Origin of the sequence: Streptomyces sp. NPDC049597 (assembly GCF_040675505.1) — a bacterium.
Classification (GTDB): Bacteria; Actinomycetota; Actinomycetes; order Streptomycetales; family Streptomycetaceae; genus Streptomyces.
In genome coordinates this window covers 126,826-148,842 of sequence record NZ_JBFAOY010000001.1, presented here as the reverse complement: position 1 = coordinate 148,842, position 22,017 = coordinate 126,826, and the positions used below count along the sequence as shown (strand labels likewise).

Genomic DNA, 22,017 nt, shown 5'->3' with positions numbered 1-22,017 from the left:
CTCATACGGGAGTGGCGCACGGGGTGTTCACCGCGGCCTGCGATTCGTAGCAACCTCCAGCGTCAAACCGGGCCCAATGGGCGCATGACCGGGTGTCCGCCGAGGGCCCGTGCCGCCGGCCTGACCGAGGACCGGGGCTGACCGGCCGGCGGCGGGGTGCACCCGGCTACGCCACCGGCCGACCCGCCAGCAGCGCCGCCTCCAGCTCGTGCGGCAGACCCACCCGAGGGCGGTCGGGCCGCAGCGGCGCCGGTCCGCCGATCGACCGCAGCCACGACCACGTGTCGCGCACCGTCTCCCGCACCGGCCGGCACCGCAGGCCCGCCGCCAGTGCCCGGGACACACCGGCCCCATGCAACGCCCCGTGCATCTCGGCGCGTTCGGCCGCCGGGACCCAGACGGGGAGCTGGGTCCACGGCTCGGCACCCGCCGACAGCACCACGTCCGCAGGCGTCCACCGCAGCCGTGCCGACGACCCGGTCGCCGCCACGCACTCCTGAAGCAGCTCGCCCATCGTCGCGTGGCCCGGCTCGCTCACGAGGTTGCAGGGGCCCTCCAGGCCGGACGCCACCGCGTCCAGCGTCCACTCGGCCAGATCGCGGACGTCGATGTACTGCAGCGGTGTGTCCCGCGGTCCCGGCGCGACGACGTCGCCGCCGCGCGCGATGCGCTCAAGCCACCACGGCAGACGGCCCACGTTCTCCCAGGGGCCGAGGATCAGCCCCGCGCGCACCAGCAGCGAGCGGGAGGCGCCGAAGGCGTCCAGGACGGCCAGTTCACCGCCCCGCTTGGCCTGCGCGTACGGCACGTCGCCCGCGTCCGGCGACCCGTCGACCAGCGCGGCGCTCTCGTCGTACCCGGCCTTCGGCGCCCACGCGTACACGGAACAGCTCGACACGTAGACGTAGCGGCCCACCCGGCCGGACAGCAGCCGCGCCGCGTCCCGCACGGCCGACGGCGCGGCCGACCAGGTGTCGACCACCGCGTCCCACGCGCCGTCGTGCAGAGCGGCGAGGCCGCCGGGGGCCAGACGGTCGCCGAGCAGGTCGGACACCCCCTCCGGAGCCGGGTGCCTCCCGCGGTGGAACACCGTGACCTGCCATCCGCGCGCGAGCGCCCCTTCCACGACCGCGCGCCCCACGAACTCCGTCCCGCCCAGCACCAGAAGTCTCATGACCACGACTGTGCCCCGGCCCGGCCGTCGTCCCGCGCGATTCCGCTGCCAGGAGAACCGTGCGGGAACGGTCCGTACCGGCGGTCACTCTCCCGGTCCCGGGGCGGGGATGGCAGCATGGGCGGACGATGACGGACACCCGGTCGCCGATGCGCGCCTTGCGGGCCGCGCTGTTCGCGGCAGTGGCCGTCACCTTGGCAGCGACAGGGCATTCGTCCCAGTCTGCGCACGACATCCCCGCTTCCGGGCTGCTCGCCGCGCTCGGCGTGACCGCCGCCGCCGGCTGGTTCGCGGCCGGCCGCCGCCGGGGCGCACGCTCGATAGGGGCCGGACTGCTCGCCGTTCAGGGCGCACTGCACCTGCTCTTCTCCGGCGCGGGACCCACGGCACTCCACCACCACGAGCACCACGCCACCGCGCAGACCGCCTCCGGGAGCCTCGGCACCGGCATGCTCGCCGTCCACCTCCTCGGCGCCGTCGGCTGCGCCCTGTGGCTGGCCCACGGCGAGGCGGCGTTCTTCCGGCTGGCGCGCGCCGCACTGTCCTTCGCGTTCACCCCGCTGCGGCTGCTGCCGGGCGCCGTACGCCTGCCCGAGCCGGACGCCGCGCCCCGGCCCGCCACCGACGCGGCCGACGAGCGCCGCCACGGCGTCGTCCTCGCGCACACCGTGGTCCGCCGCGGCCCGCCCGCCCACCCCGTTCCCCGCGCCACGGCCCCTGGAGCCGCTGTCTGACCTGGGGGCCGAATTCCCCATGCCAGCACCGACCCTTGGGACCCTCATGTCCATCGACGCCCCCAGCACGGGCACCACACCCTCGTCCGGCGCGAGCACCGCTTCCGAAGCGCGCGGCGCGCTGCGCCCCCTCCTGCTCCGTCTCCACTTCTACGCCGGGCTGCTGACGGCCCCGCTCCTCCTCGTCGCCGCGGTCAGCGGCCTGCTGTACTCGTTGTCCTTCCAGGCGGAGAAGTTCGTCTACCGCCACGAACTGCGTGTCCCCGTCGGCGAGCGGTCCGTCCCGCTGTCGGCCCAGGTCGAGGCCGCCCGTGCCGCCCACCCCGAGGGCACGGTGACCGCGGTGTGGCCCTCGTACGAGGACGGCGCGACCACCCGCGTCCTGATGACATCCCCGGACGTGCCGAAGGACACGTCCCTCGCCGTCTTCGTCGACCCCTACACCGCGGACATCCGCGGCGCGCTCCCCTCGTACGGCAGCTCGGGCGCGCTCCCGCTGCGGGCCTGGCTCTCCGGGTTCCACGCCGATCTGCACCTGGGCGAACTCGGCCGCAACTACAGCGAGCTGGCCGCCAGCTGGCTGTGGGTCGTCGCGCTGGGCGGGCTGGTGCTGTGGTTCGGACGCCGACGCCGCACCAAGCGCGACCTCGTCCTGCCCGAACGCGGCGCGAAGGGCCGCCGCCGGACCCTGTCCCTGCACGGCTCCGTCGGCCTGTGGGCCGTCACCGGTCTCGTCCTGCTGTCGGCCACGGGGCTGACCTGGTCGCGCTACGCGGGCGAGAACATCGACGCGGTGCAGTCCCAGCTCGGCGGGGCCACCCCCGTCGTCACGGCCGCACTGGCGCCGGGCGGCGGCAGCGGCGGAGGCCACGAAGGCCATGAGGGCCACGGCGGCCACGGGGGCACGGATGCCGGCGCCGACGACGCGGGCCAGGACGTGGGCATCGACAACGTCGTGGCGGCGGCCCGCGGCTACGGCGTCGACGGCAGGATCTCCGTGATCCTGCCGGCCGACGGCGACGGTTACGTCGTCAAGGAGACCGACACCCAGTACCCGGTCCACCTCGACTCGGTCGCCGTCGACCCTGCGGACGGCCGTGTCATCGACGAACTCCGCTTCGACGACTACCCGTTGCTCGCCAAGCTGACCCGGTTCGGCATCGACGGACACATGGGCGTCCTGTTCGGCGCGGTCAACCAGCTCGCGCTCGCCGCGCTGATGGTCGCCCTGATCCTGCTGATCGTGTGGGGCTACCGCATGTGGTGGCAGCGCAGGCCCACGAAGGAACGCACCCTGTCGGCGGGCCGTCCCATGCCGCGCGGCGCCTGGCGCAAGGCGCCGCTCACGGCGCTGCTGCCGCTTGCCGCCGCGGCGGCGCTCGTCGGCTGGTTCGTGCCGATGCTCGGCGTCAGCCTGCTGGTGTTCCTCGCGGTGGACGTGGCGCTCGGCGCGGTGGCGAGGGTCCGGTCCCGGGCCTGACCGGGACCGGACCCGTGCCTCACGGCGCGTACTTGTAGCCGACCCGCCGCACGGTCTGGATCGTGCGGCGGTGGTCGGCTCCCAGCTTGCGCCGCAGCCGCGCGACATGGACGTCCACCGTGCGGCCGTCGCCGACGTGCCCGTAGCCCCACACGGTGGTCACCAGCTGGTCGCGTGTGTGCACTCGGTGCGGGTGCGCCACCAGATGCGCCAGCAGCTCGAACTCCAGGTACGTGAGGTCCAGTTCACGCCCGTCCACGCCGGCGGTGCGACGGACCGTGTCGATCGCCACCGGGCCGGCGCCGGCCGGCCGCTTAGGCTCGGCGTCGGCGGCCTGGGGCGGCTGCCGGTCGGCCGGTACGAGGACGAGGTAGCCGACCATCGGGGGCCGGCCCGGCAGCGTGGGCAGGGTGTGCGGCGGAGCGGGCAGCCAGGTGGCGCCCGGCGGCAGGAGGCCGGCGACGTCCACGACCTCGTCACGGTCGACGGCACGCAGCCGGTGCCGGCCCGAAGGCGCTGTCCGGTCGGTCGTGACGTGGCCCTGGGCCACGGGGGAGGGAGCGGCGGAAACGGTCGAGAAGGAACGGCTGTTCGCCATGGGAGGTCAGCTCTTTCGCGCGGAGGAAGTCGTCGATGCGTCGTGAGGACGGACGTACGTCGTGCGCGCTGGCCGAAGGCCGGGAAGAACGGCTTTAGAGGGCCCGCGCGTTCACCGCGGGGCAACACACCCGGTCGAAGTCGTGGTGCTGCCGGGAAGGCCAGAACGGCTCGAGGTCGCCGCGACCCGTCGCGTTGTTCCGGTAGTCGGCCATGTGCCTATTGAAGCAGACCCGCAACGGCCGCAGCAGGCCTCGTCCACCTGTCGGTACGTGATCTTTCCTACGTCCGCGGTGTTTCGGCCACCTGGACCGGATCCGGCTGACCGCGCCCAGGCGAGGTGGCTGACATGGCGTCAGGGGCCTGACGCGTCCGGCCGTACGGCCGGTCCGGCGCCGTCGGCAGGCGCGCGCGACCCTACGCGTAAGGGGCGCCCGCCTGGTCGGCGGACGCCCCTCGGATCACGCGGCTGTTCAGACCTGGCCGGCCTTCTCCAGGGCCGAGCAGCAGGTGTCCACCAGCAGGCGGGTCACCACGTACGGGTCGACGTTGGCGTTCGGACGGCGGTCCTCGATGTAGCCCTTGCCGTCCTTCTCGACCTGCCACGGGATGCGGACCGAGGCGCCGCGGTCGGAGACGCCGTAGCTGTACTCGTTCCACGGGGCGGTCTCGTGCAGACCGGTCAGGCGGTCGTCGATGCCGGCGCCGTAGTTCTTGACGTGGTCCAGCGGCTTGGAGCCCTCACCGAGCGACTCGCACGCGGTGATGATGGCGTCGTAGCCCTCGCGCATCGCCTTGGTGGAGAAGTTGGTGTGCGCGCCCGCGCCGTTCCAGTCGCCCTTGACCGGCTTGGGGTCGAGGGTGGCGGCGACGTTGAAGTCCTCGGCGGTGCGGTAGAGCAGCCAGCGGGCCACCCACAGCTGGTCCGCGACCTCCAGCGGCGCGAGCGGGCCGACCTGGAACTCCCACTGGCCCGGCATGACCTCGGCGTTGATGCCGGAGATGCCCAGGCCCGCCGCGAGGCAGTTGTCCAGGTGCGCCTCGACGACGTCGCGGCCGTGGATCTCGTCCACGCCGACGCCGCAGTAGTAGCCGCCCTGCGGGGCCGGGAAGCCGCCCGCGGGGAAGCCGAGGGGGCGGTCGCCCTCGAAGAAGGTGTACTCCTGCTCGATGCCGAAGATGGGCTCCTGCCCGGCGAACTTCTCCGCGACCTCGACGAGCGCGGCGCGGGTGTTGGACTCGTGCGGGGTCATGTCGATGTTGAGGACCTCGTTCAGCACGAGGACGTTGTCGCCGCCGCGGATCGGGTCGGGGCAGACGAAGACCGGCTTGAGCACGCGGTCCGACGCGTGGCCCTCGGCCTGGTTGGTGCTGGACCCGTCGAAGCCCCAGATGGGCAGGTCGGCGAGGGCCGTGGAGGAACCGGCGGCCAGGATCTTCGTCTTCGAGCGAAGCTTGGCGGTCGGCTCGGTGCCGTCGATCCAGATGTACTCAGCCTTGATGCTCACGGACCTCATCCTTTGCGGGTGCAGCGGTATGCCGCGCAGCTTGGCAACGCGCGATTTCCCGGCCGTTGCCCGTTTGTGAACCCCGTGTTACGCGGAATATTTCACCGTTATGCCCGGCGTGTCGCGCGTGCGTCACGGGTCCTCTCGTGCCTGCGTGGCAGTGCCCCGGAGCCCCTCGGTCCCGGACGCGCCCGGCCGGCTTCCCACCGGCTGTACCAGCGCTTTCGCCGCGTCTTCGAGGCGCCGGTCGTGGTCGTGGAGTCCCTGGAGCAGGTGCCCGCGGCAAAACCGCGCCGCCGGCGGCCGGAGCGTCGTGAGACGTGCGACACATCCCATGTGGTGCACCTCGCCGGGTGTCGTTCCACCGCCGGGCGACGGGACGGGGCGGGAACCGCCACGGCGTGAACCCGTCCGTCCGCCGTACGCGCTCCGAGGCACCCTCCCCGTCGTATACAGGGCTCCTTCCCGGCCGGGCGTCCGCCTCCGACGGGGGCGGACGCGCCGCGCGCGGGCGGGTCCCGCAGCCGTCGCGCGGGCAGACTGGTGTCCATGACCAAGCACCTGCGTATCGGACTTCTCGGCGCCGGCCCCTGGGCCGCGATGACCCAGGCTCCCGCGCTCTCCGGGCACCCGGACGTCGTTCTCGGCGGGGTGTGGGGGCGGCGGCCCGAGGCGGCCGCCGCGCTCGCGGACGCCCACGGCACGACGGCGTTCACCGGCGAGGACGGCATCGACGCGCTGTTCGCCTCGAACGACGCCATCGCCTTCGCCGTGCCGCCGGACGTGCAGGCGCCGCTCGCGGTCCGGGCGGCGGCCGCCGGCTGCCATCTGCTGCTGGACAAGCCGGTGGCGACGACGGTCGCCGCCGCCAGGGACGCCGTGAACGCCGTGGAGGAGGCGAAGGTCGCGTCCGTCGTCTTCTGCACGCTGCGGTTCGCCACCGAGACCGCGCGGTGGATCGCGGAACAGGCGGCGGTCGGCGGCTGGTTCACGGCTCATGCGCAGTGGCTCGGCGCGCTGTTCTCGCCGGGCGCGGAGAGCCCGTTCGCGGCGTCCCCGTGGCGGCGTGAGAAGGGCGGCCTGTGGGACGTCGGCCCCCACGCGCTCTCCGCGCTGCTCCCGGTGCTGGGCGACGTGGTGGAGCTGACGGCGGCCCGCGGCCCCTCGGACACGACCCACATGGTGCTGCGGCACGCGTCGGGGGCGTCCAGCACGGTGACGCTCGGCCTCGCCGCGCCGCTCAACGCGGCGGGTGTGAGCCTGGTGCTGCTGGGGGAGCAGGGCAGGGCCGAACTGCCGGACGGCTGGGGCAATCCGGTGGACTCGTTCCGCACGGCGGTCAACGAACTGATGGGCATCGTACGGACGGGCCGGCCGCACCCGTGCGACGTGCGGTTCGGGCTGCGGATCACGGAGATCCTGGCGGAGGCCGAGCGGAAGGCGTCCGGGGCGGAGCGCTGACACGGCGCCGCACGGACGCGCGTGCCGGGCCCCGGCCCGGTCGTGACGGACCGGGCGATGCCGGGCCCGGCGGTGCTGGGCCCGGCAGTGACAAGCCGGGTGGGAAAGACGGGACGGTGCCGTCCGGTGCGCTCCGAGTGTGCGGCTCGGAGGCGAGCGCTCCGCCGGGGGACAGCGGGGGAGGGGAGCGCGGACGACACCGTCCCGGGGGCCGGCAGCGGCCGGGCCCGCCGGAGTGGGGGACGCGGGCCCGGCCGTGCGGCGTCAGCCGACGCGCTCGATCCGCGCGTTGCGGATCAGGAACTTGCCGGCCTCACGCACCTGCTCGAAGGCCGCGTTGTTCAGCAGCGCGCAGCTGCCGGACACCGACGTCACCTCGACGGTCGTGGACTTGTTGTTGTCCAGGTTGGTCACCTTCAGCTGGGTGCCGACGGGGAACTGGTTGCTGGAGGCGGCCGGTGCGCCGCCCTCGCCGGAGAGCGTCACGGTCGAGCCGGCGCAGACGACCTCACCCGCGGCGCCGCCGCCCGCGTTTCCGCCGCCGGCGTTCTGGCCGCCGTCGTTCGCGGGGGGCGCTTCCTCGGCGGGCGGCGCCTCGGCCGGGGGCGCCTCCGCGGCCGGGGGCTGCGCCGGGGGCGCAGCCTGGCTGCCGCCCGCCCCGGCGTCGCAGCCCGCCGCCTCCTGTTGGACCCTGATCTGCGCGATCACCGCCTCCCGGTTGGCGATGCGCGCCGCCGACTGTGCGTCCGGATTGGCTCGTTGACCGGCGATGAAGTTCTCGTTGTTGCGGATCGCCTGGGCGAGACCGTCACAGGCGACGGACGCCTGGCTTGTGCCGGTCATGACAATCGCAGTGCCGCCGACCAGCGCCGCGGCGCCGGCCAGGAGGGCGATCTTCTTCTTGCCGCTGAGGGTCTTCTTGCGTGACACGAAAGGGCTCCTGTCCCCGGCCGCGGGGGCGGCCGGTTGGTTCCTTGTGCCCTTACGTACGAGGAGCCCTCGGCCTCTGCTCACCGGTCACGGCCGTCTCTTCCTTAACTTTCCTTAAGGAAGGGGCAGTTGGTCCTCACCGAAGCACGATGTGCGACACCTGCAAGCGCATCCCGCCGGCGACGAAGAAGGGGAAGGCTCCGACGAACGCCGACAGCGCCGGCCGCCGGCCGGGCGGGTGCGCTCCACGGCACCCCCGGAGCTCAGCCCCGGCCGATCGCGTCCCGCACCGCCTCCTCCGTACGCCCCACCACCGCCGTGCCGTCCTCCGCCGTGATGATCGGCCGCTGGATGAGCTTCGGGTGCTGCGCGAGGGCGGCGATCCAGCGGTCCCGTGAACTGCCGTCCCGGGCCCACTCCTTGAGTCCCAGCTCCTTCGCCGCGGCCTCCTGCGTACGCGTGATGTCCCAGGGTTCGAGTCCGAGCCGGCCCAGCACCTCCCGGATCTCGTCCTCGGTCGGCACGTCCTCCAGATAGCGCCGCACGGTGTAGTCGGCGCCCTCGGCGTCGAGGAGCGTGAGGGCGCTGCGGCACTTGGAACAGGCGGGGTTGATCCAGATCTCCATGCCGCACACCGTACCGCCCGCGCTGCCTCAAACGCCTTCTGGCCAGCGGCGATTGTCAGTGCCCGCCGGTAGAATGAACAGCAGTTCGGGATGGTCCCGCCACCGCGCCAGGAGGTTGCCGATGGCCGTTGCCACACTCACGACGAAGCCCCTGACCCCCCATCAGAAGAAGCCGCTCCCGGCCGGACAGCCGCGCGAGTGGTACGTGTCGCACAACCGCCGCCTGAAGGCGATGCGCCTGACGATCGCCCTGCTCGACTCCGGCGTCTACCACCCGGCGACCGCCGACAACCGCCGCATACGGGCCACGGCCGAGCGCATCGGCGTGCACGTCCCGTCCGACACGACGTGCCGGATGGTCCGGGCGCTGATCCGCTACGGCCGCTGATCGGGCGCGGTCAGGAGACGGGGCGCCTGGGATCGGGCGCCCCGTTCTCGTACCACTCGACGTGCACGGTGTCCCCGACGGCCAGCGTCCCGCCGCGCAGCACCGCCGCCTTCGCACCGAAGCTGACCTTGTTGTCGTACGCGGGCTCCCGCCGGTACGTCGCGAGGGTGCGCACCGGCTCGGGCCCCGCCCGCCGCCCGGTGACCTGGTCCACCAGCGGCACGGAGCAGCGCATCGCCCGCACGGAGTGGGCGAGCCGGGCGGTTCCGATCTCCAGCCGCCGCATCAGGTCCTCGTCGTGCGGGGCGGCGCAGCCGTCGAGGACGATGTTGGCCCGGAAGCGGTCCATGGGCACCGGCGTCCCGCCGGCGGCCTCGATCCGCGCGTTGAGACCGTCGAGCGAGGCCTGCGAGAGGACTGCCACGGCGTGCGCGTCGGCGAAGGCGACCTTGCCGGGCGTCTCCCCCCACCCGTCCCGGTCGAACCCGTCGCGCACCCGTACCAGCCGGGACTTGAGGCCCAGCACGTCGGAGAGCCACTCGGCGACGGCGTCCCCCTGGTCGATCGCGTGCCCGACCGGCTTGTCGAACAGGGTCACCGGCCGCGGCGCGCCCTCGGGGTCCACGTCGATCACGAGGTCCTCGACCCCGCCGGCCCGCAGCGTCAGCGTGCGCCCGCCGTCGTCGACCCGGGGCCTCACGGCGGCCAGGGCGGGATGTGCCCGCTGACTGCGGAACGACCCGTCCACGGCGTCGACCACCATGAACGTCCGGTCGTGCTCGAGCCCCGTGTCCCCGGCCACGGCGGACATCACATCGGTCCCGGCGCAGCCCTTGACCGGGTAGTACGTCAGCTTCTGCACGGTGATCCCCATGGACATGGATCGTAGAGGGACCACGGGGCGTACGGGTGCCTCAGGGTGCCTTGCAGGTGGCGGTGTCGTTCGGTCCGGAGGCGGTGTCGGTCCGCACCGGCCCGTCGTCGACCCGCACCCGGCAGGTGGCCTTGCCGCCGTCCTCGCCGACCGTGACGACGAGCGTGCTGCTGATGTCCTGTCCCGACGTCTCGATCTCCCTGCGCCATGGCAGGCCCGTCACCTGCTCAAGCTCCTGCTCGGTACGCAGGTCCCCCGTGCCCTGGACGGAGAAGGAGACCGTGACGTCACGCGCGTCACCGGTGACCTCATAGGTGACCTTGACGGTGCTGTCCGCCTCGCCGGATCCCTCGTCGGACACCTCGCTCACGACGAGACCGACAGCGGCCAGGCACCCTCCGACCACCAGCACCAGGACGACGAGCACGACCCAGAGCCACCGCCGGCGCTTCCTCGCCGGCTGCTGCTGCGGCTCGGGCGGGCTCCACTCCGGGCCGTTGCCAGGTTCGCTCATACCCCCAGACTGGCCCTGCCCCGGGCGGCCCGCGACCGGGGAAGTCCTCGCCCAATCCCCCCGCCTGCCGCCCCCGCAGGGCTCCGCGCGCCCCGCCTGTGACCGCCGCGGAGGCGGAAACGGCCGTCGGCCGTGCCTTCCGGGATCGGAAGAGCACGGCCGACGGCGTTAAGACGTCCCAGGCGAGCGGAATCCGCTGCGACCTGCGGCGATCTTAGATGTCGAAGTACAGCTCGAACTCGTGCGGGTGCGGCCGCAGCTGGATCGGGGCGATCTCGTTCGTGCGCTTGTAGTCGATCCACGTCTCGATCAGGTCCGACGTGAACACACCGCCCGCCTGCAGGTACTCGTTGTCCTCCTCCAGGGCGTCGAGGACCGCCGGGAGGGAGGTCGGGACCTGGGGGACGTTCGCGTGCTCGTCGGGGGCGAGCTCGTAGAGGTCCTTGTCGATCGGCTCGGCCGGCTCGATCTTGTTCTTCACGCCGTCCAGGCCCGCGAGGAGGAGCGCGGAGAAGGCGAGGTACGGGTTCGACGACGGGTCCGGGGCGCGGAACTCGACGCGCTTGGCCTTCGGGTTCGAGCCGGTGATCGGGATACGCATGGCCGCCGAGCGGTTGCGCTGCGAGTACACCAGGTTGACCGGGGCCTCGAAGCCGGGGACGAGGCGGTGGTAGGAGTTCACCGTCGGGTTGGTGAAGGCCAGCAGCGACGGGGCGTGCTTGAGGATGCCGCCGATGTAGTAGCGGGCGGTGTCCGACAGGCCCGCGTAACCGGCCTCGTCGTAGAAGAGCGGGGAGCCGCCCTGCCACAGCGACTGGTGGACGTGCATGCCCGAGCCGTTGTCGCCGAAGATCGGCTTCGGCATGAAGGTCGCGGTCTTGCCGTTGCGCCAGGCGACGTTCTTCACGATGTACTTGAAGAGCATCAGGTCGTCGGCCGCGGCGAGCAGCGTGTTGAACTTGTAGTTGATCTCGGCCTGGCCGGCGGTGCCGACTTCGTGGTGCTGGCGCTCGACCTGCAGGCCGACGTTCTCCAGCTCCAGGGAGATCTCCGCGCGCAGGTCGGCGAAGTGGTCGACCGGCGGGGCGGGGAAGTAGCCGCCCTTGTAGCGGACCTTGTAGCCGCGGTTGTCCTCGACCGCACCGGTGTTCCAGGCGCCGGCCTCGGAGTCGATGTGGTAGAAGCCCTCGTTGGCGGTGGTGTTGAAGCGCACCGAGTCGAAGACGTAGAACTCGGCCTCGGGGCCGAAGTACGCGGTGTCCGCGATGCCGGTGGAGGCGAGGTAGGCCTCGGCCTTCTTGGCGATGTTGCGCGGGTCACGGCTGTACTGCTCGCCCGTGATCGGGTCGTGGATGAAGAAGTTGATGTTCAGCGTCTTGTCGCGGCGGAACGGGTCCAGGCGAGCGGTCGACAGGTCGGCGCGCAGCGCCATGTCGGACTCGTGGATGGCCTGGAAGCCGCGGATCGACGAGCCGTCGAAGGCCAGCTCGTCCGCCGGGTCGAAGGCCGTCGCCGGGATCGTGAAGTGCTGCATGACGCCCGGAAGGTCGCAGAACCGGACGTCGATCATCTTCACGTCGTTGTCCGCGATGTACTTCTTGGCCTCGTCGGCGTTCTGGAACATCCAACTCCTCCTACTCCCACCCGGGGAGGGGCGGGGTTGCAGCTCGTCCGTGCGGCCAGTGCGGTGGCACACGCTGGACCCGACCATAGGCAGGCCGGATTTCTCAAGCATGACCCATTTGTTTCGACGAAGTTAACCGGCACGGGTGCCGGGGGCATCCGGGGGCGGTGCGGGGACCCGGGCCGAAGTGATCCAAAGCGGGCGCAGTACCGTGGTCGGGTGGACAACAGGCAAGCAATCGGATCGTGGCTTTCCGGGCCCCGCGCGGCGGCCGAGGACATGGGTGTCGACTTCGGGTACCGGGGCCAGCGGCTCGGTCTGCCGGAGACGGGGCCGGGCTCCGTGGCACCCCTCGGGCGGCGCTTCGGAGCACTGTTCCTCGACTGGGGGCTGTGTTTCCTGATCGCATACGGACTGTTCGCGGGCAGTAATCAGCAGGCGACGTCCAACCGCGCGCTGATCGTCTTCCTCGTCATGAGCGTCCTCACCGTCGGCACCGTCGGGTGCACCCCCGGCAAGCGGCTCCTCGGCCTGCGCGTCGTCTCCGAGAACGGCGGCCGTCTCGGCTTCGGCCGGGTCGTCGCCCGCAGCGTCCTGCTGTGCCTCGCCGTGCCGGCGCTCGTCTGGGACCGCGACGGCCGCGGCCTGCACGACCGTCTCGCGCGTGCGGTCCAGGTCAGGATCTGAGCCGCGCGGGACAACGCGGAACGAGAGACGCGCGGGACGACGCGGACACGAGAGAGGCGGCCGGGACATCGTCCCGGCCGCCTCTCTCGTGTCTTGCGTGTCCTGGATGCGTCAGCGCATCTTTCCGCCGCGCGGCATCCGCATGCCCTTGGGCATCGGACCCTTCGGCAGCGGCATGTTGCTCATCAGGTCACCCATCGCGCGCAGCCGGTCGTTGGTCGTGGTGACCTGCGGGCCGCTGAGGACGCGGGGCAGCTTGAGCATCGTGGTGCGCACCTTCTTCAGCGGCACCTGGCCCTCGCCGTTGCCCACCATGATGTCGTGCACCGGGACGTCCACGACGATCCGGTTCATCTTCTTCTTCTCGGCCGCGATCAGCGCCTTGAGCCGGTTCGGGTTGCCCTCGGCGACCAGCACGATGCCGGCCTTGCCGACCGCGCGGTGCACCACGTCCTGGTTGCGGTTCATCGCCACAGCGGGGGTCGTGGTCCAGCCGCGCCCCACGTTCTGCAGGACCGCCGCGGCGGCGCCCGGCTGGCCCTCCATCTGCCCGAAGGCCGCCCGCTCGGCGCGGCGGCCGAAGACGATCGCCATCGCCAGGAAGGCCAGCAGGAAGCCCAGGATGCCCAGGTAGATGGGGTGGTCGATCAAGAAACCGATCGCGAGGAAGACACCGAAGGTGACGATTCCCACAGCCGCGACGACAAGACCGACCTTGGGGTCGGCCTTACGGGTCATCTTGTACGTCAGGGCGATCTGCTTCAGTCGCCCGGGGTTCGCAGCAGCGTCAGCGCTGTCTGAGTGTGCCTTCCTCGCCATACCTGAAGTTTACGTGGCCTAAGAAGTGCGGGCAGCCACGGCCTCCAGAACGTGCTCGGCTTCGACCCGGTCCTTGGCCCGGCGCCGGTCCTCCAGCACCGCGGCCCAGGCGTTGCGGCGGGCGGTGCGCTGGCCGCCGCCGAGCAGCAGGGACTCCATGGCGCGCAGGGCGTCGGTGACGGACGGGATGGCCGTGGCGATCACGGGACGTACCGGTGCGGCCTGCATGCTGGAGGTCGGCATCGTGAAGGTCCCCCCTCGGGGCGGGCGTCGATGAGTGGGAGCTGTGCGTGCATTCAGCGTCACTGTTCGGTGTTACCAGGGCGTGACCAGGTGGTCAAACGCCGATGAAGCACCGATGGGCGCCCTGCGAAGCCTCCCGGACGCGGACGCGGCCCGCACCACGTCCCCGACCTGCGGGGAGGGTGCGGGCCGCGCACAACCGGCCTTTACTGGCCAGTAGTTGCTTGTGCCTGAATTCACACGGCCTGGGCGGCCTGCGTGGATCCGGGGGCCGTCGCGGTCCCACGGGCTTCCATCGCCTGCTGGAAGAGGCGGCCGGCCCGGTACGACGAACGGACCAGCGGTCCGGACATGACACCGGAGAAGCCGATCTCCTCGGCCTCCTCCTTCAGCTCCACGAACTCCTGGGGCTTCACCCAGCGCTCGACCGGGTGGTGGCGCACGGAGGGGCGGAGGTACTGGGTGATCGTGATCAGCTCGCAGCCCGCGTCGTGCAGGTGCTGCAGGGCCTCGCTGACCTCCTCGCGGGTCTCGCCCATGCCGAGGATCAGGTTCGACTTGGTGACCAGGCCGTCCTCGCGGGCGCGCGTGATGACCTCGAGCGAGCGCTCGTAGCGGAAGCCGGGGCGGATGCGCTTGAAGATGCGCGGGACCGTCTCGACGTTGTGCGCGAGCACCTCGGGACGCGAGGAGAAGACCTCGGCCAGCTGCTCGGGCACGGCGTTGAAGTCGGGGATCAGCAGCTCGACCTTGGTTCGGCCGGCCTCGCGGCCGGCGGTCTGCGCGTGGATCTGGCGCACGGTCTCGGCGTACAGCCAGGCGCCGCCGTCCTCCAGGTCGTCGCGGGCGACGCCGGTGATGGTGGCGTAGTTCAGGTCCATCGTCACGACGGACTCGCCGACGCGGCGCGGCTCGTCACGGTCGAGGGCCTGCGGCTTGCCGGTGTCGATCTGGCAGAAGTCGCAGCGGCGGGTGCACTGGTCGCCGCCGATGAGGAACGTGGCCTCGCGGTCCTCCCAGCACTCGAAGATGTTGGGACAGCCCGCCTCCTGGCAGACCGTGTGCAGACCCTCGCTCTTGACCAGTTTCTGCAGCTGGTTGTACTCGGGGCCCATCTTCGCCCGCGTCTTGATCCACTCGGGCTTGCGCTCGATGGGGGTCTGGCTGTTCCGGACCTCCAGGCGCAGCATCTTGCGTCCGTCGGGTGCGACTGCGGACACGACCGGCTCCCTACAGCTTCGATTCTTCGGCGAACACCAGAGTACGCCCGTTAAAAGTGCGGCCTTACGTGTGGCCAACCTGTGGCCACGGGGAAGCATTCCCCGGGGCCGCCGGCAGCCGTCAGGCGGACGCCTTCTCGATCACGCGGGGCTGCGGCTCCGCGCCCTCCAGGACGTCGCGCAGATGCCTCTCCAGAACGGGGAGCACCTCCTCGATCGTGATGTCACGGCCCAGCTCGTTCGCGAGCGAGGCCACACCCGCGTCGCGGATGCCGCACGGCACGATCCGGTCGAACCAGGTGTTGTCCGGGTTCACGTTCAGGGCGAAGCCGTGCATCGACACGCCCTTGGCGATCCGGATGCCGATCGCGGCGAGCTTGCGGTCCTCGCGGCGCTGGCCGGCGTTGGAGGGGGCGTACTCCGGCCCGTTCAGACGCGGGTCGAAATCCTCGTCCTGCAGCCGGGGGTCGAAGTCGAGCGACAGGCCGCCGAGAGCCGGCCGCTCCTCGACCGGATCGCCGAGCACCCACACCCCGCTGCGGCCCTCCACCCGGCTCGTCTCGACGCCGAACTCCGCGCAGGTGCGGATCAGCGCGTCCTCCAGGCGGCGGACGTGCGCGATGACGTCCACCGGGCGGGGCAGCTTCAGGATCGGGTAGCCCACGAGCTGGCCGGGTCCGTGCCAGGTGATCTTCCCGCCGCGGTCCACGTCGATGACGGGCGTGCCGTCCAGGGGGCGCTCGCTGTCCTCCGTGCGCCGCCCGGCCGTGTAGACCGGCGGGTGCTCCAGGAGCAGACACGTGTCCGGGATCTCGTCCGCGAAGCGGGCGGCGTGGACCTCGCGCTGCTTCTGCCATGCCTCCTGGTACTCGACGGCTTCCTCGCCGAACCCCAGTCGGACGAACCGCAGCTCACTCACGGCTGTGCCTCCTCGAACCTTCGCCCAGCAGAAATCCGGGCCCATGTCACTGTACGGCGGTCCGGAAACCGGTGACCGGGCAGGTGGCTGCCGCCCCGCGTCCGTCAGCACAGCTGTCACCGCATCCGCCAATCCTCACACGATCGGATGAATGTGGGGCGAAGGCGGCGGAAGGGGCCGGGAGGGCCGCTAAGTTCGCGCCGTTCCTCCCCAGGGCTTCTTCCCCAGAGCACCTCCTGGGGGGACCCCAGGAGGTACCCCCATGGGCTGCTCCCGGCCCGGAAGGCAGGAGACCCGACAGCAGATGACGGAACGAGCCCCACAGCGCACCCCCAACCGGCAGCTCGCCGCGCTCATCGCGGAGGCGGGCTTCTCCCATGCCGGGCTCGCCCGCAGAGTCGACCAGCTGGGCCTCGAACACGGCCTCGACCTGCGCTACGACAAGACCTCCGTCACGCGCTGGCTGCGCGGTCAGCAGCCGCGCGGTACGACCCCGGCGCTGATCGCCGAGGTGTTCACCCGGCGGCTCGGGCGGCGGCTGTCCGCACAGGACCTCGGCCTGGACGCCTGCGCGCCGGTCTACGCGGGCCTGGAGTTCGCGGCCACGCCCGAGGAGGCCGTGGACATCGTCAGCGGGCTGTGGCGCAAGGACTCCGGCAGCCACGCCGAACTGCGGAAGATCGCGTTCACCCCGGCCGGTCTGGTCGTGCCGAGCCGGGACTGGCTGATCGGCCGCGCCGACGAGCGGGTGGGCCGCGGCGAGACGGCGCACAACGGCCCGGGCCGGGGCCCGGGCGGCCGCGTCACCGTACCGCGGCAGCGCGGCACCGACCGCGGACCGGGCCAGAAGGTCTCCGGCGGCGACATCTCCGCCCTGCGCTCCGTCGGCGAACTGTTCCGCGCCCTCGACCACGCCTACGGCGGCGGCCATGCCCGGCAGGCCCTCGTGCGCTACCTGGAGCACGAGGCCGAGCCGATGCTGCGCGGCACGTACGGGGAGGCGGTGGGCCGCCGGCTCTTCGCCGCGACCGCCGACCTGACCCGGCTCGCCGGATGGACCTCGTACGACATAGCGGCACACGGCCTCGCCCAGCGGTACTTCGTCCAGGCCCTGCGGCTCTCGCAGGCGGCGGGGGACCGGGCGTACGGCTCGTACGTGCTCGTCACCATGAGCCGCCAGGCCGTCTACCTCGGGCACGGCCGCGAGGCGGTCCAGCTGACCCGGGTCGCGCAGCAGGGCGTGGGCTCCTCCGCGCCGCCGCTGGTGCAGGCGCTGCTGAACGCGGCCGAGGCGCGGGGCCACGGGGTGCTCGGCGACGCACGGGCCTGCAACGCGGCCCTCGCCCGCGCCGAGCGAGCGCTGGAGTCGGCCCGGCCGGGTGACGACGTGCCGCACTGGGCGCGCTTCTTCGACGAGGCGCAGCTCGCCGACGAGATCGGGCACTGCCACCGTGACCTCCAGCAGTACCGCTCGGCGGTCCAGCACGCGGAGCGCTCGCTCCAGCTGCGGGCCCCGGCCTTCGCCCGCAGCCGGCTCTTCTGCCGTGTGGTCCTCGCGACGGCGCGCCTGGGTCTGGGGGAGCTGGAGCAGGCGTGTGCGCTGGGGGCGGAGGCGGCGCTGCAGGCGTCGGAGATGCGGTCGGCGCGGGCGTCGGAGTACGTGCGGGAGTTCGAGCGCCGCCTGGAGCCGTACCGGGACGCGAGCCCGGTCCGCACGTACCGCGACCGGGTGGCGGCACTGGGGTGACGACCGGCCCGGGCCGCAGGTCCGGGGGGCCTCGCCGGTGACGGGCGACGGGTTGCCGACGGTGGACGAGGCGCCGGGCGGGCCGCCCGCCGTGTCCTCGGCGTACCGCGTGGGCGGTGGCGGCCGCCCCCGCGTGACTCAGGCCGCCGCCTCCAGCGCGGGCGTCGCGCGGCCCGGCCGGATGCCGAGGTCCGTCAGGAGCGCGTGCGCGGCGCGGCGGCCCGAGAACAGCGCGCCCTGGACCGTCGCCGTGTCCCGGTGGCCGCCGCAGACGTAGAGGCCGGCCAGCACACGCACCGGGCGGCGCAGATCGTGCGGTGGCCTCATCTCCGGGACGGCGGCGGCGTCGTGGTGGACCGCCAGGAGCTCCCAGTCGTTCGTCGGCGTCCCGTACAGCGTCGCCAGGTGCCGTCGCACCCGCCGGTCCACGTCGTCCGGCAGGCCCCCCAGCACCGTGGAGGAGACCAGCGACCGGCCCTCGGGCGCGCGGGACGGGTCGACCTCGCTCATCACCGCCGTGTGCGACACGGGGCCGGCGCGGTCCGCGTCCAGGACCAGCGACGGATCGGTCAGGGGAGGCTCCGGGGCGGTGTGGTGCACCACCGTCACCGGCCGGAAGGAGGGCACCCGCAGTCCCGGCAGCAGGTCCGCCGCCGTCCGCGCGTCCGTGGCCACCACCACGGAACGGCAGCGGAACTCGCCGTGCTCCTCGGTCGTGACCCTGTTGGTCGCGACGTCCGTGACCCGTGTGCCCGTACGGACGGTCCCCTCCGGCAGCGCGGCGGCCAGCAGTTCGGGCAGGGCGGACGCCCCGCCCGCCGGGACGCACAGCCTGCCGCGTGCGTAACCGCGCAGCACCAGGTCGGCGCAGCGGCTGGAGGTGGTCAGCTCCGGGTCGCACAGCAGCGCGGACAGCAGGGGGCGCAGGAAGCCGTGCACCGTACGGGCGGGCAGTCCGCGGCTGTGGAGGGTGTCGGCGGCGGTGCGTTCGGGGCGGGCCAGCACCCGCCGTACGGAGGTCCCCGCGAGCCGCGCCAGCGACGCCCCCAGCCGGGCCTGGTCGAGATGCCGCGGCCGAGGGGCGCTCGCGAGGGCGCGCGCGACGTTGAATGCGACCCCTACGCCCCGGGTGGCGTGCGGCGACGTCCCGACCTCACCGGTCCGCTGGAGCCGCCCTTCGGCGTGCACGAGCACACCGGGCGAGAACAACCGCAGTTCGGCGCCGCGCAGCGCGGTGATGCGCCGCAGCTCCGGGAACGCGGTACTGAGCAACTGTCCTGCGCGGTCGAGCCGGAATCCGTCGATCCGCTCGGTGGCCATGCGCCCGCCCACGACCGGGGCGGCCTCCAGGACCCTGACCGTCACCCCCGCACTGGTGAGCCGATGAGCTGCCGAGAGGCCGGCGATCCCGGCCCCGACGATGACGACGTCCGCGTGATCCGCATGCTGAGCGGTGCTGAGCACGTGCCCCTCCCCGAGGTCGGCGCGGCTGGTGGGGAGCTCATGCCCCCATGAGGCCCGGGCGATACCCGAGTTCGCACCGAGACTAGGAACCGGGACCCCGACCTGCAGTCGCGCACAGGACGGAGCACCGGAGCGCGGGGGCGCACGCGCGCCGCCCGTCCGTCGTCCGCGGCCGGGCACCGCCGCAAGCCGACCGGGCCGCGCGCTGGGGGCGTGACTGCCGTCGGGTGCGCGCCCGTCGCGCCGTCCGTCGGCTGGGACGCGCGTGGGACCATGGGCCGCTGCCCGCCGGGGCCTTCGGGTGCGCGCCCGTCGCGCCGCCTGCCGGCCGGGACCGTGGCCGCCGCTCCCAGGGCATTCCGGTGCGCGACCAGGTCGCGCCGCCTGCCGCCCGCCGCGTCGCCGGTGGCCGCGGCCCGGCCGGGAGTTGCCGACGCGCGCGGCGATCGCCATGCACCGCGTCGCGATGCCGCCCGCGCGGCGGGCTTTACCGCGACGGCTTGCGGCCGTGACGCGTCCTCGGCGGCATTGCTCGGTGCGAGGGCAGCGCCTTGCCGGCCAGGCCGGCCGTTGCGCCGCCAGGAGGCGCGTGACGGCCGCCGGGCCGTCGGGGTGGCATGGGTCGTCCCGCCACCGTGCCAGGGAGCGTCCTCGGAAGGCGTTCCACCGTGCCGGTGGCAGGGACGGCGGCCGCCCGCCCGGGCCCACCGGGTGGCCAGATCCGGTAGTGCCGACCCCCGGGCGGCTACCGCAGGGCCGCGCGGATGGCGTCGTCGATGCGGGGGAACGCAAACGAGAAGCCCGACTCCAACAGGCGGACCGGCAGCGCGCGTTGGCTGCTCAGGACGTCCGACGCCATCTCGCCCAGCACCAGCCGCAGCGCCGGTGTCGGTACCGCGAAGAGCGCCGGACGGTGCAGGACCCGGCCCATCGCCTCCGTCACCTCGCGGTTCGTCACCGGCTCCGGCGCCGTCAGGTTCACCGGGCCCGACAGCGACTCCGTGTCGATGATGTGCCGCAGCGCCGCCACCTCGTCGTGCAGCGCGATGAAGCTCCAGTACTGCTCCCCGCTGCCGAGCCGTCCCCCGAGCCCCGCCCGGAACAGCGGGAACATCCGGCCCCACGCGCCGCCGTGCCGGGCCACCACCAGACCGGTGCGGGCGAACGCCGTACGGATGCCCGCCTCCTGCGCGGGTGCCGCCGCCTCCTCCCACTCCACGCACACACCCGGCAGGAAGCCGTCCCCGGCAGGGGCGTCCTCGTCCACCGGGCGGTCCCCGGTGTCACCGTAGAAACCGACGGCGCTGCCGCTGACCAGCACCTTCGGCGGGGTGTCCAGGGATGTCACCGCCTCCGCGATCGCCGCCGTCCCGAGCACCCGGCTGTCGCGGATCTCCCTGCGGTAGGCCTGCGTCCAGCGGTGGTCGCCCACCCCCGCGCCGGCGAGGTGCACGACCGCGTCGCAGCCCACGAGCCCCGCGACGTCGACGTACTGCCGCCGCGGGTCCCACTCGACCTCGTCCCCCGCCCCGGACGGGCGCCGCACCAGCCGCACCACCTCGTGCCCGTCCGCACGCAGCGAGCGCACGAGCGCCTTGCCGATGAGCCCCGAGGCGCCGGTGACGGCGATACGCGATCTCTGCATGGCCCCATCCTCCCCCGCCCGTACGGCATGGCACAGTTGCCCCCATGCCCGAGTCGCACACGCGTTCCGCCAGAACCCCGGTGATACGCCCCGCGCGAGCCGCCGACGGCACGGCCCTCGGCGAACTCGACCGGGCGACCTGGTCGCCCCTGCACGCCGTTCAGCCGCGGCCCGAGCCCCCGTACGGGCCCTTCTTCGACGCCGCCCATCCGCCGGAGGACTTCCTGGTCGCCGAGGACACCGACGGCACGCTCCTCGGCTACATCCGCCTCGGGCGGCCGACGCCCCTCGCGTGCAACCGGCACGTACGCCAGATCCAGGGCCTCGCCGTGGCCGAGAGGGCACGGGGCCGCGGTATCGGCCGGGCCCTGCTGCGCGCGGCGGGCGACGAGGCGCGCCGCCAGGGCGCCGTCCGCCTCACCCTGCGCGTCCTCGGCCACAACGCCCCGGCGCGGGCGCTGTACGAGGCGGAGGGCTTCAGGGTCGAGGGCGTGCTGCCGGGCGAGTTCCTGCTGGAGGGGCGTTACGTGGACGACGTCCTGATGGGCCGTTCCCTGCGGACGTGACCGGCGTGGATGCGACCGGCACGGACCTGACGCGCGCGGATGCGGCCCGCGCGGATGCGACCGGCGCCACGTGACCGGCACGGACGTGACGCGCGCGGATGCGACCCCCGCGGACCTGACCGGCGCGGACATGACGCGCGCGGATGCGACCCCCGCGGACGCGCCGCCGGGCGGTCAGCCGCCGAAACGCTCCCACAGGCGCGGGAAGCGCCGCGCCAGCGCCGCGTCGTCGTCGAAGGCGAACGGGACGCCCGCCGGCTCGGTCGCCTGCACCGGAATGCCGAGGTCCGGCGCGTCGACACCGGTCAGCTGCTCGTACGCCTCGTCCGCCGCGTAGCCCAGCTCCTCGCCGTCGCCGTCGATGTCCTCGTCGAAGTCCTCCAGCAGCTCCGCCAGCGAGTCGGGGTCGTGCACCGCGCCCTCGAAGACCTCGCGGCCCTGGCCGATGAGCCAGCAGCGGAAGTAGTCGAACGCGTCGTCGCTCGCGCCGCCGAGCAGGATGGCCGCCGCGCCCCACAGGTCCCACGTGTACGCGCGGTTGTAGCGGGCCTCGAAGTGCCGGGCGAAGTCCAGCACGGAGTCGGGATCGAGCTGCAGCAGCCGCTCGACGAGCAGCTCGGCATGGTCCTCGGGGTCGCCCTCGGCGGCCTCACGGGTGCTGTCGACGATCTCCCAGAACTCCGTCTCGTCCATCACGGGACAAGCATCGTGTCTGGGGGAGGGCGGCGCACGCGGAGTCGGAAGAACGCGCCTGTTTCGAGATGAGTCCGCCCCCCGCGGAAAGCGGCCCGCAAGCC

Annotated in this window: 22 protein-coding genes; 7 read left to right on the top strand and 15 right to left on the bottom strand. The window is 73.0% G+C overall.

Annotation, left to right across the window (positions count from 1 at the left end; genetic code table 11):
* Positions 1 to 166: 166 nt before the first annotated feature.
* Positions 167 to 1,174, bottom strand: coding sequence for an NAD-dependent epimerase/dehydratase family protein (locus tag AB0K02_RS00665; RefSeq protein ID WP_365990150.1), 1,008 nt, complete (start codon positions 1,172 to 1,174; stop codon positions 167 to 169).
* 128 nt (positions 1,175 to 1,302) lie between these two features.
* On the opposite strand from AB0K02_RS00665, the gene AB0K02_RS00660 reads away from it, so the two are divergent.
* Together AB0K02_RS00660 and AB0K02_RS00655 are read left to right on the top strand one after the other, a co-directional pair.
* Positions 1,303 to 1,908, top strand: a complete 606-nt coding sequence (locus tag AB0K02_RS00660) for a hypothetical protein (RefSeq protein WP_365990149.1) — start codon at positions 1,303 to 1,305, stop codon at positions 1,906 to 1,908.
* A gap of 46 nt (positions 1,909 to 1,954) precedes the next feature.
* Positions 1,955 to 3,388, top strand: a complete 1,434-nt coding sequence (locus AB0K02_RS00655; protein ID WP_365990148.1) for a PepSY domain-containing protein — start codon at positions 1,955 to 1,957, stop codon at positions 3,386 to 3,388.
* Positions 3,389 to 3,407: 19 nt separating this feature from the next.
* Here the strand turns inward: AB0K02_RS00655 and AB0K02_RS00650 are convergent, their stop codons facing one another.
* Positions 3,408 to 3,986 (bottom strand): winged helix-turn-helix domain-containing protein, encoded by a 579-nt coding sequence (locus AB0K02_RS00650; protein ID WP_365990147.1) that lies wholly within the window; start codon positions 3,984 to 3,986, stop codon positions 3,408 to 3,410.
* 472 nt (positions 3,987 to 4,458) lie between these two features.
* A complete protein-coding gene (gene glnII / locus AB0K02_RS00645; RefSeq protein ID WP_365990146.1) occupies positions 4,459 to 5,493 on the bottom strand; it encodes a glutamine synthetase in 1,035 nt (344 codons plus the stop codon).
* 549 nt (positions 5,494 to 6,042) lie between these two features.
* Here glnII and AB0K02_RS00640 point away from each other — a divergent pair.
* Entirely contained in the window at positions 6,043 to 6,954 is a 912-nt protein-coding gene (locus AB0K02_RS00640; protein ID WP_365990145.1) for a Gfo/Idh/MocA family oxidoreductase, read from the top strand.
* Between the two features lie 264 nt (positions 6,955 to 7,218).
* On the opposite strand, the gene AB0K02_RS00635 is transcribed toward AB0K02_RS00640, so the two are convergent.
* Positions 7,219 to 7,884 (bottom strand): hypothetical protein, encoded by a 666-nt coding sequence (locus AB0K02_RS00635; RefSeq protein WP_365990144.1) that lies wholly within the window; start codon positions 7,882 to 7,884, stop codon positions 7,219 to 7,221.
* A gap of 263 nt (positions 7,885 to 8,147) precedes the next feature.
* Positions 8,148 to 8,510, bottom strand: coding sequence for an arsenate reductase family protein (locus tag AB0K02_RS00630; protein ID WP_365990143.1), 363 nt, complete (start codon positions 8,508 to 8,510; stop codon positions 8,148 to 8,150).
* A gap of 121 nt (positions 8,511 to 8,631) precedes the next feature.
* On the opposite strand from AB0K02_RS00630, the gene AB0K02_RS00625 reads away from it, so the two are divergent.
* The gene (locus AB0K02_RS00625; RefSeq protein WP_365990142.1) at positions 8,632 to 8,898 is read left to right on the top strand and encodes a hypothetical protein; all 267 of its coding nucleotides are present in this window, start codon (positions 8,632 to 8,634) and stop codon (positions 8,896 to 8,898) included.
* Positions 8,899 to 8,908: 10 nt separating this feature from the next.
* On the opposite strand, the gene AB0K02_RS00620 is transcribed toward AB0K02_RS00625, so the two are convergent.
* From AB0K02_RS00620 to glnA, 3 genes are all read right to left on the bottom strand, one after another.
* Positions 8,909 to 9,772 (bottom strand): MOSC N-terminal beta barrel domain-containing protein, encoded by an 864-nt coding sequence (locus tag AB0K02_RS00620; RefSeq protein ID WP_365990141.1) that lies wholly within the window; start codon positions 9,770 to 9,772, stop codon positions 8,909 to 8,911.
* Positions 9,773 to 9,812: 40 nt separating this feature from the next.
* The gene (locus AB0K02_RS00615; protein WP_365990140.1) at positions 9,813 to 10,286 is read right to left on the bottom strand and encodes a hypothetical protein; all 474 of its coding nucleotides are present in this window, start codon (positions 10,284 to 10,286) and stop codon (positions 9,813 to 9,815) included.
* A 214-nt stretch (positions 10,287 to 10,500) separates the two neighbouring features.
* Entirely contained in the window at positions 10,501 to 11,910 is a 1,410-nt protein-coding gene (gene glnA, locus AB0K02_RS00610; RefSeq protein WP_365990139.1) for a type I glutamate--ammonia ligase, read from the bottom strand.
* A 219-nt stretch (positions 11,911 to 12,129) separates the two neighbouring features.
* Between glnA and AB0K02_RS00605 the strand changes: the two genes are divergently transcribed.
* Positions 12,130 to 12,597, top strand: a complete 468-nt coding sequence (locus AB0K02_RS00605) for an RDD family protein (protein ID WP_365990138.1) — start codon at positions 12,130 to 12,132, stop codon at positions 12,595 to 12,597.
* Positions 12,598 to 12,708: 111 nt separating this feature from the next.
* Here the strand turns inward: AB0K02_RS00605 and AB0K02_RS00600 are convergent, their stop codons facing one another.
* The 4 genes from AB0K02_RS00600 to lipB form a co-directional block, all read right to left on the bottom strand.
* Positions 12,709 to 13,416, bottom strand: a complete 708-nt coding sequence (locus AB0K02_RS00600; RefSeq protein ID WP_365990137.1) for a DUF4191 domain-containing protein — start codon at positions 13,414 to 13,416, stop codon at positions 12,709 to 12,711.
* A gap of 18 nt (positions 13,417 to 13,434) precedes the next feature.
* A complete protein-coding gene (locus AB0K02_RS00595) occupies positions 13,435 to 13,644 on the bottom strand; it encodes a hypothetical protein (protein ID WP_365990710.1) in 210 nt (69 codons plus the stop codon).
* A 251-nt stretch (positions 13,645 to 13,895) separates the two neighbouring features.
* Complete coding sequence (gene lipA, locus AB0K02_RS00590; RefSeq protein WP_365990136.1) at positions 13,896 to 14,879, bottom strand: lipoyl synthase; 984 nt, start codon at positions 14,877 to 14,879, stop codon at positions 13,896 to 13,898.
* Positions 14,880 to 15,000: 121 nt separating this feature from the next.
* Positions 15,001 to 15,798: a lipoyl(octanoyl) transferase LipB gene (gene lipB, locus AB0K02_RS00585; RefSeq protein WP_365990135.1), complete on the bottom strand. Its 798-nt coding sequence runs from the start codon at positions 15,796 to 15,798 to the stop codon at positions 15,001 to 15,003.
* A gap of 304 nt (positions 15,799 to 16,102) precedes the next feature.
* On the opposite strand from lipB, the gene AB0K02_RS00580 reads away from it, so the two are divergent.
* Complete coding sequence (locus tag AB0K02_RS00580; RefSeq protein ID WP_365990134.1) at positions 16,103 to 17,545, top strand: regulator; 1,443 nt, start codon at positions 16,103 to 16,105, stop codon at positions 17,543 to 17,545.
* A 138-nt stretch (positions 17,546 to 17,683) separates the two neighbouring features.
* On the opposite strand, the gene AB0K02_RS00575 is transcribed toward AB0K02_RS00580, so the two are convergent.
* Both AB0K02_RS00575 and AB0K02_RS00570 read right to left on the bottom strand, forming a co-directional pair.
* Complete coding sequence (locus AB0K02_RS00575) at positions 17,684 to 19,009, bottom strand: NAD(P)/FAD-dependent oxidoreductase (RefSeq protein WP_365990133.1); 1,326 nt, start codon at positions 19,007 to 19,009, stop codon at positions 17,684 to 17,686.
* A 745-nt stretch (positions 19,010 to 19,754) separates the two neighbouring features.
* Positions 19,755 to 20,654, bottom strand: a complete 900-nt coding sequence (locus AB0K02_RS00570; RefSeq protein ID WP_365990132.1) for a TIGR01777 family oxidoreductase — start codon at positions 20,652 to 20,654, stop codon at positions 19,755 to 19,757.
* Positions 20,655 to 20,698: 44 nt separating this feature from the next.
* On the opposite strand from AB0K02_RS00570, the gene AB0K02_RS00565 reads away from it, so the two are divergent.
* Positions 20,699 to 21,220 (top strand): GNAT family N-acetyltransferase, encoded by a 522-nt coding sequence (locus AB0K02_RS00565; protein ID WP_365990131.1) that lies wholly within the window; start codon positions 20,699 to 20,701, stop codon positions 21,218 to 21,220.
* A 174-nt stretch (positions 21,221 to 21,394) separates the two neighbouring features.
* Here the strand turns inward: AB0K02_RS00565 and AB0K02_RS00560 are convergent, their stop codons facing one another.
* Positions 21,395 to 21,913 carry a DUF4240 domain-containing protein gene (locus AB0K02_RS00560; protein WP_365990709.1) on the bottom strand — a complete coding sequence of 173 codons (519 nt, stop codon included), beginning with the start codon at positions 21,911 to 21,913 and terminating at the stop codon, positions 21,395 to 21,397.
* Positions 21,914 to 22,017 lie beyond the last annotated feature (104 nt).